Source organism: Ekhidna sp. ABH4_415 (genome assembly GCF_056161305.1).
Window position 1 is genome coordinate 528,037 of the sequence record NZ_JBSWYW010000001.1, and the last position, 14,544, is coordinate 542,580.

Here is a 14,544-nt window from a genome sequence, read left to right on the forward strand (position 1 = left end):
ATCGAGTTTTCAACGCTATGAAAGAAATTGCGCTTTTTCCTTTGAACCTTGTGGCGTTTCCCGGAGAGGCAATTAACCTTCACATCTTCGAGCCCCGCTACAAAGCTTTAATCCATGATTGCCTGGAATCGAACAGTCCATTTGGCATTCCTTCCTACGTTCTTAATAAGATCGAGTTGGGCACAGAGGTGGAGATTGTAGAGGTAACAAAAAAATACGACGATGGCCGAATGGATATAAAAACCAAGGCAAAGCAGGCCTTTCAGGTACTGGATTTCTGGAATCCCTGGGGAGATAAAGAGTATGCAGGAGGAAAAATTGATTATATGCTTCCTGGTGATGATACGGCTGCCCCAAGCTTGCTTTATCAGTTTAAAGAAATGACTGCTCGTCTTTTTGGCTGGCTTGGAGAATTGGATGTGCCAGATATCTCAACGATTAATTCAGTGTTCGACATTGGCCATAAAATAGGGCTAAAGCCCGAAGAAGAATATAAACTTCTGACCATGAGTGATGAGAATGAGCGATTAAAATTCGCAATTGCACATCTTGAGCATTTACTTCCTGCTTTGGAAAGGGCACAAAATGCGCAGGAGCGGATCAAGCAAAACGGTCACTTCAAGCACCTGGATCCATTGAAATTTTAGTAGAATTGTTTTAAGCACCATTTTTCATTTAATATCTCATTGATTCCCTGTAATTTCCCATTATGATCGAAATCAGTGGTTTTGGGGTCGTGCTTTTATTTCTCATTGGGGGAATTGCTTTCCTTATGATAACGATGTTGGTGGGAAAAATGCTACGTCCCGTCAGGCCTACACCAGAGAAGCAAACAACGTATGAATCCGGCGAGGAACCGTCAGGCACAGCTTGGGGGCAATTCAATGTGCGTTTTTACATAGTCGCACTCATTTTTCTTCTTTTTGAAGCAGAGCTGATTTTCCTTTTTCCATGGGCTACTGTTTTTGGGAAAGAAGAATTGATACAGCAGACAAACGGGCTTTGGGGTAAGTTCTCTATGATTGAGACATTCATTTTCATTGGAATTCTTTTGGTTGGCTTAGCGTATGTATGGGCAAAGGGCATGTTAGAGTGGGTTAGACCAAAGCCAAAAACCTCGAGCTTCCAATCTAAGATTCCGGAAAGCGCATATGACAAATTCAAATGAGCGAATCAAAAGAAATAAATATTGGAGCTTTAAAGTCAGGTGAAGGAGGAATTATCGTCTCGAAGCTAGACGACCTTTTGAACTGGGCGAGACTGAGTAGTTTATGGCCAGTCGGGTTTGGATTGGCATGCTGCGCAATTGAGTTCATGTCTACCTCTGCCTCTGCTTACGATCTGGATCGTTTTGGAGTTATCCCACGAAACTCACCGCGACAGGCAGATGTGATGATCGTTTCCGGGACAGTTACATTCAAGATGGCTGATCGTGTGAAAAGGCTTTATGAGCAAATGGCTGATCCGAAATACGTTATTTCTATGGGCTCCTGTGCCAATTGTGGAGGGCCATATTGGGAGCACGGGTACCATGTTCTTAAAGGAGTAGATCGGGTAATTCCGGTCGATGTATATGTACCCGGGTGCCCACCCAGGCCGGAAGCGTTGATTGGCGGCTTTTTGAAATTGCAGGAAAAGATACGAACTGAATCAGTTATTCGACCCAAGGCTCTGGAAAAATTAATGGAGAAAGATGCAGTTTGAGGAAATAAGATCTTTGATTGAAACAGAATTACCTGGTGCAGTACATGGCGAAGATGAAGCATCAAGCCCACGCGCTTTATTGATTCAAAAAGATCATATCATTGATGTATGTAGCCTTCTTCATTCCTATGAAAAAACTTACTTTGATTCATTATCCTGCCTGACAGGTCTGGACAAAGGCGAAGAAAAAAATGCGATGGAGGTGATCTATAATCTCTATAGTATTCCTTATGATTTACGCCTGGCACTCAAAGTCGAGTTAAATCGGTCAAATCCGGTGATTGATTCCGTTACGAAAATCTGGAAAACAGCCGACTGGCACGAACGAGAAGCTTATGATTTGCTAGGAATAAAATTCAAAGGTCACCCAGACTTAAGAAGAATTTTGCTTCCCGATGATTGGGAGGGACACCCACTTCGCAAGGACTATGTCGAGCAGGAGAAGTACCATGAAGTAAAAGTGAAATATTAATTGAAATTGATGATGGATAATGGAGAATGAATTGATTGAAAGGTCAGAAGAGCTTATAAGACTCATTGTTTCAATTATTAAATCTTCAAAATTGAAGTGATGGAAAATTCTCAATTCTCGATTGTTAATTCTCCATTGAATAGGTCGGAACCTTTAAAGTATAGAGAATCCGACCTCAAAACGGAGGAGATGATCGTAAATCTCGGTCCTCAGCATCCGTCAACTCATGGTGTTTTGAGGTTGGAGGTTGTCACTGACGGGGAAATCGTTGTAGATGTTATTCCGCACATGGGATACCTGCATCGGTGTTTTGAAAAACATGCCGAGTCTTTGGCTTACAATCAATCCATCCCCTACACCGATCGCATGGATTATGTGGCTGCTATGAACAACGAATGGGCATTCGTGATGGGAGTGGAAAAGATGCTGGGCATTGATAAGGAAATACCGAAACGAGTAGAATATATCCGAGTGCTCGTCTCTGAGCTAAATCGAATAGCTTCCCATTTTATAGCGATCGGAACCTATGGGATGGATATTGGAGCTGTGACTCCCTTCCTCTGGATGATGCGCGATCGGGAGCATATTCTGCGTATGCTGGAATGGGCCAGTGGTGCACGAATGCTCTACAATTACATTTGGGTTGGTGGACTTTTTTATGATCTACCAGTTGGTTTTGAAGAAAGAGCTAAACAGTTTCTAGATTATCTGAAGCCTAAGTTGAAGGATTCAGAAACGTTACTAATCAATAATAAGATATTCATCGAACGAACCGCAAATGTCGGTGTGCTTCCTAAAGATCTAGCCATCAATTACGGAGTGACCGGACCTATGCTTAGAGGTTCAGGTTTACGATATGATTTAAGAAAAGTCGACGGATACAGTGTCTATCCTGAGCTGGATTTTGAAGTTCCTATTGGCAAAGGAAAAATGGGAACGGTGGGAGATTGCTGGGATCGAAACTGGGTTCGATATCAGGAATGCTGGGAATCGATCAAGATTATAGAACAGTGTGTCGAGAAGCTTTTAAGTGATCATCAGCGGACCAAAGAATTTGACCCCCGAGCAATGGTTCCAAAGAAAATAAGACCGAAGGCTCAAGATTTCTACATTCGTGCGGAAAATCCGAAAGGCGAGCTTGGGTACTTTTTCCGAGCAGACGGACGATCTGATCAGCCGCTGAGGTGCAAGGCCAGAGCGCCAAGTCTAAGTAATCTTTCAGTGCTGTCAGAAATCAGCAAAGGCTGTATGCTAGCCGATTTATTTGCTATTTTAGGTTCTATGGATTTAAATATGGGCGAAGTAGACCGCTAGACTACAATGAAAGTACTTTCTGCACAGCAAATAAGAGAAGCCGATCAATTCACGATTCAGAATGAGCCGATTTCATCGCTCGAACTGATGGAGAGAGCAAGTGAATCTTTTGTGCTAAAATTCATGGAGGTCAATCGCGACAAAAGATCCGTGAAAATCTTCTGCGGAGTTGGAAACAATGGCGGGGATGGATTGGCAATTGGTCGTCTGCTAAAAGAAAAGGGTTGGGAAGTTTACTTGTATGTGGTTGGTAATACACGAGAAGGGTCTGAAGACTTTAAAGCCAACCTAGAACGATCTGAGCTTTATGCTGTCATTAATGAAGCAAAAGATCTACCCAATATAGATGAAGGTGATATCATCATTGATGGTCTTTTTGGTTCAGGTCTTTCCCGTCCACTTGAGGGATTTTATAAGGAAGTAGTTGAATACCTAAACAAGCAATCTTGTCTGAAATTCGCGATTGATATAGCATCGGGCTTATATGCTGATCAGCCACTCCTAAAAGAGGCGGTAGCATTTCAGCCGGATTATACCTTCTCCTTTCAGGTGCCCAAATTGGCGTTCTTTCTTCCTGATTGCTATCCGTACGTAGGAGAGTGGCAGTTGATTGATATTGGTCTGGATGAGTCATTTATTGCAAAGCAAGAGACGCACTTTTATCAAACAGAATTAGAGGGAGTAGCACCACTATTTCCATCTAGATCAAAATTCACTCATAAAAACGAGGTGGGTCGCCTTATGATAGTAGCTGGCAGTAAAGGAAAAATGGGTGCAGCTGTGCTTTGTGCTGAGGCTGCTTTCAGAGCGGGTGCCGGCCTTATAAATGTGTGTGTACCCAAATGCGGGATTGACATCCTGCAGATTTCCATTCCTGAAGCGATGGTCATAGATGGCAAAGGGACGAATGAAATTCAGTCCATTCCCAATACGGAAGATTCGGTAATCTTAGGACCCGGATTGGGTACAAGCAAAAAAACTCAGGATGCTTTTGAGAAATTTTTAAAGTCAACCAGCCAGCCAATGGTCATAGATGCAGATGGTATAAATCTGTTAGCTAAAAAGAAGAGCTTCATTAAGCAATTACCGAAAGATTCTATTCTGACCCCTCACCCCGGAGAGTTTCAGCGGCTAGTAGGAAAATGGGAGAACGATTTTGATAAGCTAGAAAAGCTCAGAGGCTTTTGTCGAAAGCACAGGCTGAATGTTGTTCTGAAAGGAGCTTATTCGGCGGTTTGTACTACAGAGGGAGAAATTTATTTCAATCCCACGGGGAATCCTGCCCTTGCAACCGCTGGAAGTGGTGATGTACTGACCGGAATGATCGGAGCATTATTGGCTCAGGGTCTGAATCCATTCCATGCATTGCAGCTGGGGGTTTACCTCCATGGGTTAGCTGGAGACCAGGCCATCAGGCAATTAGAAATGCCATGGATACAAGCTTCAGACATCATTGGATTTTTACCTAATGCGATAGGATCGGTGATGAACAGGTGTCATTAGACAAAGCCACTTAAAAAATCGATTAAAATTAAAAACGGCCTCAATTGGTTAAAATCAATTCTTTCATTGAAAAATCCAATGGAAAATGCCCTAATAAACGTTAATTAACGGTTATTATTTTCTGACCATTAGGAACAATATGAAAAAAAATGCGTAATTTGTATATAAGACTATGCGCAATAAACTGATCATCATATCGTTCGCTCTCCTTTTTAGTGGAGCCACCCTTGCCCAAGGGGGATCAGACCTGGCGCAAGAATCTAGAATCAGTATTTATCCCAACCCGGCCGTTGAGCATATCATCGTTCAACTGGATAGTGATTTTTCCAACGCGGAATTTGAACTAAACTCCATGATTGGGAATAAACTTCAAATCAAACCAGAGGAGGTAGCGATTAACAAATACAAAATTCCTGTGAAGGATCTCGCCACAGGCTACTACTTCCTCATTGTAAAGGATGAAGACAAGCGATTCAAAAAAGCGTATAAATTTTTGAAACACTGATTCAAATATCCATCAGGATCTAAGACATAAAAAAACCTCCATGTGGAGGTTTTTCTTTTTTTGTGTCAGTCTCTTCTAGCTACCCTGTAGCTGAGTGTAGTATTTATTAAATAGCTCTTCGTACGCTGCTGCTTTCTCTCGTTCTCCATTTGCCCGGTAGGCTCTGGCTATTTCATTCAACGATAATAGCTGCTTTTGCAGTTCATTCGTTTCCGAGCTGTCAGTAGAGAAGTAAAAGTCCAGCCATTGCGAAGCATACATCGAGGTACGCTCAGCAATATGATCGGCCAATTCAGGCTCGCCTACCTTAAGAAGCATATCTACCTGCTGAACGCTGAAAAAGTCATATGGTACAGACTCATCAGGCATCACCGCCAGGCATTTCTTTAGCACTTCAGCAGCTCTGGTATAATCACCCTCTTCTATCAGGTTCTCAGCTAATGTGTTGAATGTTGATCTGGAGTTTAGTACAAACCCAAGGTAATCTTGTGTGTAGTAAACACTTGGATCGTCCAGGTTGGTCCAAGAGAATTTATTCATCACATTGTCATACATGACCTCTGTATTTACTGGATAGCCTGATCGCGCGTCTCCAGAGTTTCTGATCGGAAGCACGCGATATGCCATTCCTTCCTGCACTACATGCGGACGCATGTCGATGTTTAGTTGAGAAATTGAAGTGTTATTCAAGTAAATCGGTCGCTCCCAATTAGCATTTACCAAAAAATCCAAGAAGGCCAGGTCCTTCTTCTCTAGTGCACGACCCTTAATTCTTAGCACCATCTTGTCTACGATCATGTCGTGCATGTCTTCAGGCACAATTTGCTTTGCTTTCATCGTGTCTACCTCCAGGAATAGCGTTCGTGCTGGTACCGAATTATAGGCGCTGATAGCTGTTGGTATCTGAAGTCCCGGATTCTCATCCTTAATAAACTTCAGCAATAGCTTCGCATTGATAGCATTGCCTTTCAATTCCTCCCGCTCATAAACAGGTAGATAATCATTCAATCCTCCCTGCTGATAATGACCAACAGGTAAGCCATAAGGAAGCGGATCGGATTCATACGCTTGTCTTGCAGATTGCTGAATGTACCAGTCTGTGTTGTAGTAACTCAATACAAGCACACGGGTATCCGTCCGGAAGCCCTCTACCTCCTGTGCATACCACAATGGGAATGTGTCATTGTCGCCACCCGTATACAATACACCTTGAGGAGCTACCGAAGAAAGGTAGTTTTTCGCCGCATCCACAGAAAAATATCGGTCTGACCGATCGTGATCATCCCAGTTTTCGCTGGCCAGCAATGCTGGTATCGAGAGTCCGATCACTGAAGCAAGCACTGCCGCAATCTTTTTCTGCTTCGAAAGATTTTTTAGTATATCGTAAAGCGCCATCACACCAAAACCAATCCAGATCGTGAAGATGTAGAAGGAGCCGGCATAGATGTAGTCTCGTTCACGTGGTTCAATCGGAGGAGTATTCAGGTAAAGCACAATAGCAATACCGGTCATAAAGAACAGCAACGCTGTTGCGGAGAACATTTTGACGTCCTTTTTGTACTGGATGAACATGCCGAAAAGTCCCAGCAGTAGCGGCAGCCCATAGTAGATGTTCCTACCGTTATTATTCGCTAATACTTCTGGAAGCTTGTCAAATGCTCCTGCTAATCCGACCCACCCTGCTCCCTGGATGTCGCTTTCACGGCCGGAGAAATTCCACATGAAGTATCGGAAATACTGATGTCCGAGCTGGTGAACGATGAGATAGTAGAAGTTATCTCCCCAGCTTGGTTTTTCTCCTTCACGCAGGCCAGTCACTTGTCGGTATTTTCTAATATGATTTGGATCCGAGCTGTACATTCTTGGAAGAATGGTCGTATGAGCAGGATCATATACCTGCGTTACCTTGTAGTCTTTAATGACATACTCATCCTCTCCTCGCATGTAAACAGGTGCTCCCTTTTTGTTTTCAATCAGATCAGCAGTGTAGTAAGGTCCCTTAAATAAAGGACGACTTCCGTACTGCTCTCTTTTAAGATAGGATACGAAAGAGATGATTTCTTCCGGATTGTTCTCGTCAATCGGCGGGTTATAGTTACTTCTGATTACAGCAATGGCATAAGAAGAGTATCCGATCAGGATAAATGCCAATGCTAATAGTGAAGTATTTAGGACATACTTGTTTTTCTTAATGGAATAATGAATTCCGTAAACCAATCCTCCAACTACTAACAGGCCAAAGAAGATCACGCCTGATCCAAATGGAAGCCCAAGACCATTTACGAAGAATATTTCGATTTTTCCAGCCATGGAAGGTAGTCCCGGAATGACTCCCTCAAGTACAATAAGTACAATGGCAGCCGAGATAAGCATCGTATAGATAATGCCTTTTCTGGTGACTTTCTCATAATATTTGAAATAGACGATCAGGCCTAAAACCGGGATCGCAACCAGGTTCAACAGGTGAACCCCTATAGAAAGTCCCATCATATAAGCGATCAGGATCAGCCATCTGGCACGGTCCTGCTCTTTGGCCATATTCTCCCATTTCAGAATCGCCCAAAATACAAACGAGGTGAAAAAGGCAGACATACCATACACTTCAGCCTCTACTGCCGAGAACCAAAACGAATCGGAGAAGGTACAGGCCAGCGCACCAACTAAACCAGTCCCCATGATCAGGATGGTATCGGTAGTGGTCTCTTCTCCCTTTTTAACTTTCAGTGCTCTTTTAGCCAGGTGCGTAATCGACCAGAATATGAAGAGCACAAAGAATGCACTACTCACCACACTCAGCATATTTACCCAATACGCCACCTGCGTTACGTCACCACCTGCTAGCAGTGAAAACATTCTACCAGTCAGCAGGAAGAATGGAGCTCCCGGTGGGTGTGGCACCTCAAGCTTGTAAGAGCATGCAATGAACTCTCCTGCATCCCAAAAACTCGCAGTAGGTTCTACTGTTAGGCAATAAGTGACGAGTGCCACAAGAAAGGCAATCCAGCCAGTGATGATGTTGATCTTTTGGTATCCCATAGTTGAATTAATGTGAAGGGCGAAAATAGCAATTAACCTGAAGTTTTAAGGAAATTGCACGATTGGATTTGAATAACAAATGGTTTTGCAAGGTATTGAAATATGTCCGTTTTGATAGTGATTGTACGGAGACATCAGCAATCGGATGAGTTTTTTAACATCTTTTAGAATTATTTGGAACGCCCCACCGCACAATCCTTGCGGCCACACCGGCGCTGGGCGGGTGGGCCACTGAGATCCTGACTGTGATTAATAAGTCATTAAATAATATAAACGAGCCTATAGTCTCCTCCCTGGAGCGGTTCGACGTATCGGAGTGAGAGGTGGGTAATACGAAATGATCGTTTATATTATTTGGTGACTTTACCCACCCCATCCCCTTCCCAGGAGGGGAGTATGTTATACTAACTAACACAATCCTAATACACCGCCAGATAGAACGCCAGCCATACAAAGAAGAAAAGGACATATGTACTTAAAACAATGTAAGCTGAATATTTCAACTTTTTCCCGCTCAAAAAGTAGACTCCCAACACGAGCACAGGCCAGTAGAGCACTTCGAAAATATTAATTGATTTTAGCGGATAGTGCCATTTTGGTGCGATTTGTGTGTAATCAACCAGGTTGATGAGCGAGAATGGATAAAAGGCCATGTAATCGTTGTAGTCCGGGTCGGTATAGAATAAGGTGAACCAAAGTACTTTGGCTATTTCTGGCAAAAAGAAAACGATCTCAGCCAGCATGACCATTTTCCAGAGCTGATTGAAATGAACACGATAGCCAAACATGAAGCAACCGATCCACAGCGTAAGTGTTGTCCATGTCCATTTCCAGGCCAAAAAGATAGGAACACTTAAATACTGGATGCCGTATAGGATGTCAAATACCCAAATGTCCCCACGTTCGTTTAGCACTTCAAACGCTGCGATGGAGTCAATGATGAAGATACGTTTCACGAAAAGCAGCGCGATGTACGTCAAACAGATAATGAAAAACATACCTGCGCCGTTAAAATCGAACCAATTTTCAAGAAACTGTTTTCGATACGTAGTTAATCGGTCAGTCATTTAGATTTGCGATTGAATGCAATTGAACGTCAAAAATATCATCCTGTCAGGCCTTATCCTATTCTCGGTGAGTGTTCAGGCTCAGCGGTCAAACGGATCGGCGGATGGAGACAGTGCGCGTTACAGTTTATTAGTCAATCCGTTCATTCAAATTGAGAGTACAGCAGCCATCAATTCAATGTACAATTTTGAGTTCAAAAAGGCACACAATCACTTTAGCTATCTGCAAAATGAGTATCCCTGGCATCCGCTTCCCTATTTGTTAAAGGGACTCAACTACTGGTGGCGAATCGTTCCTGATTACAATAACACCACCTGGGACAAGGAATTTCTGGCCTATATGGACACCACGAAAATTTTGGCAGAAAATGTTCGTGATAATTACAACGAGATAGAAGGTGCATTTTTCCTGGCTGCTGCTTATGCGTTCGAAGGTCGCTTATATTCAGAGCGTAGGGAGTATAGAAAGGCGGCACTAGCTGGAAGCCGATCCCTAAAGTACCTGGGCGAGTGCAAGGGACATGAAGAATATAGCCCGGAGTTACTCTTTGGTGATGCCCTTTTCAACTACTACGCTGAGTGGATTAGGGAAGAGTATCCACTGCTAAGACCGATCATGATGTTTTTCCCAAAAGGAGACAAGGAAAAGGGGATTAAACAGCTGAAGGAGGTAGCAAGGAATGCATTTTATTCCCGTACAGAAGCTCAGTACTATCTTATGCGTATTCTATCCACCGAAGAAAATGATATTGCAGGAGCTCTTCAGGTTAGCCAGTACCTCAACAATCAGTTTCCGGCCAATGCCTATTTTCATCGCTACTACGCCCGATTACTGTATCAAGCCGGAAGGTATTCTCAGACGGAGCGAGTTGCTTCAGAAATACTCCAACGGCTGGATAGTGGACAGACGGGGTATGAGGCAAATAGTGGAAGATATGCATGCTTTTTTTTGGGTCACGTAAATGAGATGAGGAGAAACTATGCAGTAGCAAAAGACTATTATAAGAGAGGAATGAAATATGCTGAAGAAGCACAGGCAACTGAGATGGGTTATTATTTCTACTCCCTCTATCATCTAGGTAGAATTGCTGAAGCAGAAGGTGACGAAGATCTCGCTGAAAACTATTACAGGCAGGTGAAAAAAGCAGCAAAAAGGAAACATCCCGCTCATGAAAAGGCGAGGGGACGACTGAAAGAAATGTAAATAGAGAACCTCTACCAATTTGTCATCTCGACAGGAAGGAGAGGTATTTACTTTGAATAGCACTTACTCCATCAAGTAATTGAGGTCAAAAGGTAACGAAAATCTGGCGGAGATTTACGTAACGTCATCTCGATGTAAGAAAGTCAATTTTGTTTCAAAAATGACTCTAAAGTCTCCTCTTGGGAGCGGTCAGACGTTTCTGAGGAAGAGGTGGGTAATTCATAAAGCTGTCATTTTTGAATCAAAATTGGCTTAAAAAGAAAAACATTTGTGTAAAAACCCATCCCCACCCCTCCAAGGAGGGGATTTATGGTGTTTTTTATATTTCTCACATCGAACTCAGGTTACTTATGAACAGGTAAAAAAAGCTGCAAAAAGAAAACATCCGGTGCACGAAAAGGCTCGGGGGCGATTAAAGGATATGTAATTAGTGAACCCCTACCAATTTTGTCATCTCGACCAAGGGGAGAGATATTTACTTTGAATAGCACTTATTCCATCGAGTGATTGAGGTCAAAACTCAAAATTGGGAGAAATTCTTTGATTTTGGGGTTTTGAGGTGGCCTTTGAAGAAATTCCGTTAAGAAATTCAGACAAAGATAATCGAGATTGAAATCCACTGTTTGAGTGTATCGAGTTTGGATTTCATCTACCTAACAGTCTGAATTTTAGGAATTTATTCATAGCCTTGGGTTTTTTGGCGGTTCGCCGCTGCGATTCGTTTTTGGGCTAAGCCAAAAATGAAGAGCCCGACCGGCTTAAGGTCAGAAACCCTCTTTAAAACCAGATATCAGATCAATCAAACTGAAAAGCACTCAGCCACTTATCCTTATTCGCTTCTACACTAAAATCCTTCTCAACCGTTTTTCTTCCTTCCTTTCCAATCTTCCTTCTCAATTCAGCATCCTCAATCAGAATTGATAGTTTTTCTACCCACTCTTCTGTGGTAGAAGCAAGGAAGCCATTTTCACCATCTTGTATAATATCTGAGTTCACACCTACAGGTGACATGATTGTTGGTATTTCCAATGCCATGTATTGTAGGCCTTTCATGGCGCACTTTCCTTTTGTCCACTCATTGTCAGGTAGTGGCATCAGCCCAATATCCAGTTCAGCAAGATCTTCGGCTTCTGTTTCACTGTTCCACTTTACCCCTGTAATATCGAGTGGTTGAAATGCATATGTTGGATCTCCAATTACCTTGAAATAGACCATTTCGCTAAATAAATCTTTGATCTTTTCTAAAGCAGGTAGGACCGTTTCAAAATGTTTGATAGTAGAAAAACTCCCCGTCCAACCAATGCAAATCTTCTCTGAATGCACTTTCTCTGTATGGTACTTTTCAAGATCTATCGTGCTTGGAATAATTTGAATGTTTGCATTGTATTGAGAAGCATATTTTTTGAGGTATTCATTCCCGACGATGACTAGATCGGCAATGCGACAGATTTCAGCTGTCTTTTCCGGATTCTTGAGTTTATTAAAAACTCCCTGATTTGGATTTTCATCCATCAGCCAAATGGCATCATCAAAGTCGTAGATGATTTTCACCTTCTTTCGTTTGAGCCAATCTTCAAAAAATGTTCCGAAGAAGAATGCATCTCTATAGATATATACAACATCATACTTTCCGGCGGAGAGCACACTGAAAAATCTTCTAAAAAGCGCTTTTACACCAACCCAAACTTTTGGAATTGTTTGACTTCCATAAAAAGTCATATCTTCTTTCTCTGTCTTTAGAAGTGGGCTAATCGTGTAGTTAATACCATTTTCAGAAAGATATTCAAGGTATTGTTCGTGTCTGTAGCGTTGGCCGGGCGAACGATCTTTTCTATGAAGTACCAGAAACAAATTTTTCATGATATCCACTTTTTATACCATCTCTGAAAAACATAAATCGTCCATATTGTAGAGTGAACATCTCCGGGATTCTGTGAGAAAAGTTTTTCTTTTAGTCCCATTACTTGTGAGGGAGTAAATATCCTCTGTTCTTCAAGAAATGCCTGATCAAAAACCACTTCATTGATGGATGCATTTAATTCATTCTTCATCCAACTTAACATAGGTACCTCAAATCCTTTCTTTGAGCGGTGATGAAGTTCTTTGGGGAGAATATGTTCAAAAGCATCTTGAAGCACAGTCTTCCTACGATTTTTGTCGACCTTAAAGTGCGGGGGAAGCGATCTGACAAAAGAGACCAAGTCTTTATCGAGGAATGGGACACGGACCTCCAGGCTGTTAGCCATGGACATTAAGTCCACTTTGGTGAGCATGTCTCCAGGCAATACAATCTTAAGATCCAGATCTAGAAAATTATTAAGATCAAACTTTTCATCATTAAATTGATATGATTCCGCAAATGAGCGTATTACTTCATTTACAGGTGGGTTAATCATTAACTCTTCCGCAGAGGGGTTAAAAGATGCAAGGTGCCAGTACTTATCAAATGAATCCATTTGCATCAGTTGGGCATATTTAGCTGCTCTTCGGGCCAAATTCCCTGACTTTGAAGAACGAGATGATGGTAAAGTACTTAGCAGAGGGGCCAGCCATTTAATGATATAATTTGGTAGGTTTTTTTCTCCTGATCGCTGAAAAGCCAGGTGTTTGTAATAACCGCCAAATAATTCATCTGCTCCATCCCCAGATAAAGCCACTTTAATATGCTTACTCACATGCTGGGATAAAATGAATGTGGGAATGGCAGACGAGTCGGCAAACGGCTCATCGATATACTCCAGTACACCATTTAGGCTGTTCAGTAGATCTTCGTTTGTCAGTGAGAAGGTGGTATGATTGGTATTAAATTTTGTGGCAACCAGTTCTGCAAAGTTGGTTTCATCGAAAAAGTCATGATCCCGGTAACCAATGGAGAAGGTGTGTAGGTCTGTATCAAATTTAGAAGCCATGGCCACAACTGCAGAAGAGTCTGTACCCCCGCTTAAAAAGGATCCCAAAGGAACATCGGCAACCATTCGCCTTTGCACGGATTGCTCCAGAAGTTTAACCGTCTGGTCTTTTGCATCGGAGTAATGACCATTGAAAAGGGTTTGCGACTCAAAATCCCAATAGGAGTTAATTTCTACTTTAGAATTGGCGATGTGAATAAAATGACCTGGTTTTACCTTTTTTACACCAGCAATCATACTCATGTCAGCAGGCAGATAGGTCAGTCTTAGGTACCAATAGAGCGACGACTGGTCAATTTGCCTTGGGATAGGAAATTGAAACAGCGCCTTCATTTCTGACCCAAATGCCAAGAAGTCTTCATTTTGATAGTAATGAAGGGGCTTGATTCCCATTCGGTCCCGTGCAATGAGTAGTGATCCTTCTTTGGAGTCATAAAACGCAAAGGCAAAAAAACCATTCAGCTTTGGAAGGCATTGCTTTCCTTCCTTAATCAGGAGATATAATAAGACCTCCGTGTCTGATGTAGATGAAAAATCTATTGTCAGCTCTTTTGCTAGTTCTCTGTAGTTATAGATTTCGCCATTATATGCTAGTGTGTACCTTCCGGTTTGATCCGTCATCGGCTGATTGGCCTTTTCGGACGTATCAATGATGGAAAGGCGTGTGTGTCCTAGTCCAACCGATTGATGATGAAAGGTGGCTTGATTGTCAGGCCCTCTGAATTTTAGGGATTGGGTGGCTGACTCCAAATGTTTCCTGAGGTCTGGAGCCTTATTTGAGTGATGTATATATCCGGTTATGCCACACATTCGGTCGTAGATCGAAATTC

Annotated in this window: 12 protein-coding genes; 8 read left to right on the forward strand and 4 right to left on the reverse strand. The window is 42.4% G+C overall.

All coding sequences use genetic code 11. The annotated features are described in order from the left end of the window. Window positions 1-17 precede the first annotated feature (17 nt). The 7 genes from ACXAH9_RS02360 to ACXAH9_RS02390 all read left to right on the forward strand — a co-directional run bounded on the left by ACXAH9_RS02360 (window position 18) and on the right by ACXAH9_RS02390 (window position 5,498). Entirely contained in the window at window positions 18-647 is a 630-nt protein-coding gene (locus tag ACXAH9_RS02360; RefSeq protein WP_474893281.1) for an LON peptidase substrate-binding domain-containing protein, read from the forward strand. A gap of 62 nt (window positions 648-709) precedes the next feature. Then, window positions 710-1,168 (forward strand): NADH-quinone oxidoreductase subunit A, encoded by a 459-nt coding sequence (locus ACXAH9_RS02365; RefSeq protein WP_474893282.1) that lies wholly within the window; start codon window positions 710-712, stop codon window positions 1,166-1,168. Next, complete coding sequence (locus ACXAH9_RS02370) at window positions 1,165-1,704, forward strand: NADH-quinone oxidoreductase subunit B (RefSeq protein WP_474893283.1); 540 nt, start codon at window positions 1,165-1,167, stop codon at window positions 1,702-1,704. Before ACXAH9_RS02365 ends, ACXAH9_RS02370 begins: the two co-directional genes overlap by 4 nt. Further along, window positions 1,694-2,176 carry an NADH-quinone oxidoreductase subunit C gene (locus tag ACXAH9_RS02375; protein WP_474893284.1) on the forward strand — a complete coding sequence of 161 codons (483 nt, stop codon included), beginning with the start codon at window positions 1,694-1,696 and terminating at the stop codon, window positions 2,174-2,176. The genes ACXAH9_RS02370 and ACXAH9_RS02375 overlap by 11 nt, the downstream gene beginning before the upstream one ends. A gap of 99 nt (window positions 2,177-2,275) precedes the next feature. After that, window positions 2,276-3,490, forward strand: a complete 1,215-nt coding sequence (locus ACXAH9_RS02380; RefSeq protein WP_474893285.1) for an NADH-quinone oxidoreductase subunit D — start codon at window positions 2,276-2,278, stop codon at window positions 3,488-3,490. 6 nt (window positions 3,491-3,496) lie between these two features. Next, a complete protein-coding gene (locus ACXAH9_RS02385) occupies window positions 3,497-4,993 on the forward strand; it encodes an NAD(P)H-hydrate dehydratase (protein ID WP_474893286.1) in 1,497 nt (498 codons plus the stop codon). Between the two features lie 172 nt (window positions 4,994-5,165). After that, entirely contained in the window at window positions 5,166-5,498 is a 333-nt protein-coding gene (locus ACXAH9_RS02390) for a T9SS type A sorting domain-containing protein (RefSeq protein WP_474893287.1), read from the forward strand. 75 nt (window positions 5,499-5,573) lie between these two features. Here the strand turns inward: ACXAH9_RS02390 and ACXAH9_RS02395 are convergent, their stop codons facing one another. Beyond that, window positions 5,574-8,534 (reverse strand): glycosyltransferase family 117 protein, encoded by a 2,961-nt coding sequence (locus ACXAH9_RS02395; RefSeq protein WP_474893288.1) that lies wholly within the window; start codon window positions 8,532-8,534, stop codon window positions 5,574-5,576. Window positions 8,535-8,953: 419 nt separating this feature from the next. Then, complete coding sequence (locus ACXAH9_RS02400) at window positions 8,954-9,601, reverse strand: hypothetical protein (RefSeq protein ID WP_474893289.1); 648 nt, start codon at window positions 9,599-9,601, stop codon at window positions 8,954-8,956. Between the two features lie 16 nt (window positions 9,602-9,617). Between ACXAH9_RS02400 and ACXAH9_RS02405 the strand changes: the two genes are divergently transcribed. Continuing rightward, window positions 9,618-10,805, forward strand: coding sequence for a tol-pal system protein YbgF (locus tag ACXAH9_RS02405; RefSeq protein WP_474893290.1), 1,188 nt, complete (start codon window positions 9,618-9,620; stop codon window positions 10,803-10,805). A gap of 795 nt (window positions 10,806-11,600) precedes the next feature. Here ACXAH9_RS02405 and ACXAH9_RS02410 read toward each other — a convergent pair. Continuing rightward, window positions 11,601-12,665: a glycosyltransferase family 4 protein gene (locus tag ACXAH9_RS02410; protein ID WP_474893291.1), complete on the reverse strand. Its 1,065-nt coding sequence runs from the start codon at window positions 12,663-12,665 to the stop codon at window positions 11,601-11,603. Continuing rightward, entirely contained in the window at window positions 12,662-14,524 is a 1,863-nt protein-coding gene (gene asnB, locus ACXAH9_RS02415) for an asparagine synthase (glutamine-hydrolyzing) (protein ID WP_474893292.1), read from the reverse strand. The genes ACXAH9_RS02410 and asnB overlap by 4 nt, the downstream gene beginning before the upstream one ends. Between the last annotated feature and the right edge of the window lie 20 nt (window positions 14,525-14,544).

Excerpts from the sequence above, each read along its gene's own strand:
- ACXAH9_RS02360 (WP_474893281.1), top strand. The coding sequence starts at position 18 with ATGAAAGAAATTGCGCTTTTTCCTTTGAACCTTGTGGCGTTTCCCGGA.
- ACXAH9_RS02365 (WP_474893282.1), top strand. The coding sequence starts at position 710 with ATGATCGAAATCAGTGGTTTTGGGGTCGTGCTTTTATTTCTCATTGGG.
- ACXAH9_RS02370 (WP_474893283.1), top strand. The coding sequence starts at position 1,165 with ATGAGCGAATCAAAAGAAATAAATATTGGAGCTTTAAAGTCAGGTGAA.
- ACXAH9_RS02375 (WP_474893284.1), top strand. The coding sequence starts at position 1,694 with ATGCAGTTTGAGGAAATAAGATCTTTGATTGAAACAGAATTACCTGGT.
- ACXAH9_RS02380 (WP_474893285.1), top strand. The coding sequence starts at position 2,276 with ATGGAAAATTCTCAATTCTCGATTGTTAATTCTCCATTGAATAGGTCG.
- ACXAH9_RS02385 (WP_474893286.1), top strand. The coding sequence starts at position 3,497 with ATGAAAGTACTTTCTGCACAGCAAATAAGAGAAGCCGATCAATTCACG.
- ACXAH9_RS02390 (WP_474893287.1), top strand. The coding sequence starts at position 5,166 with ATGCGCAATAAACTGATCATCATATCGTTCGCTCTCCTTTTTAGTGGA.
- ACXAH9_RS02395 (WP_474893288.1), bottom strand. The coding sequence starts at position 8,534 with ATGGGATACCAAAAGATCAACATCATCACTGGCTGGATTGCCTTTCTT.
- ACXAH9_RS02400 (WP_474893289.1), bottom strand. The coding sequence starts at position 9,601 with ATGACTGACCGATTAACTACGTATCGAAAACAGTTTCTTGAAAATTGG.
- ACXAH9_RS02405 (WP_474893290.1), top strand. The coding sequence starts at position 9,618 with ATGCAATTGAACGTCAAAAATATCATCCTGTCAGGCCTTATCCTATTC.
- ACXAH9_RS02410 (WP_474893291.1), bottom strand. The coding sequence starts at position 12,665 with ATGAAAAATTTGTTTCTGGTACTTCATAGAAAAGATCGTTCGCCCGGC.
- asnB (WP_474893292.1), bottom strand. The coding sequence starts at position 14,524 with ATGTGTGGCATAACCGGATATATACATCACTCAAATAAGGCTCCAGAC.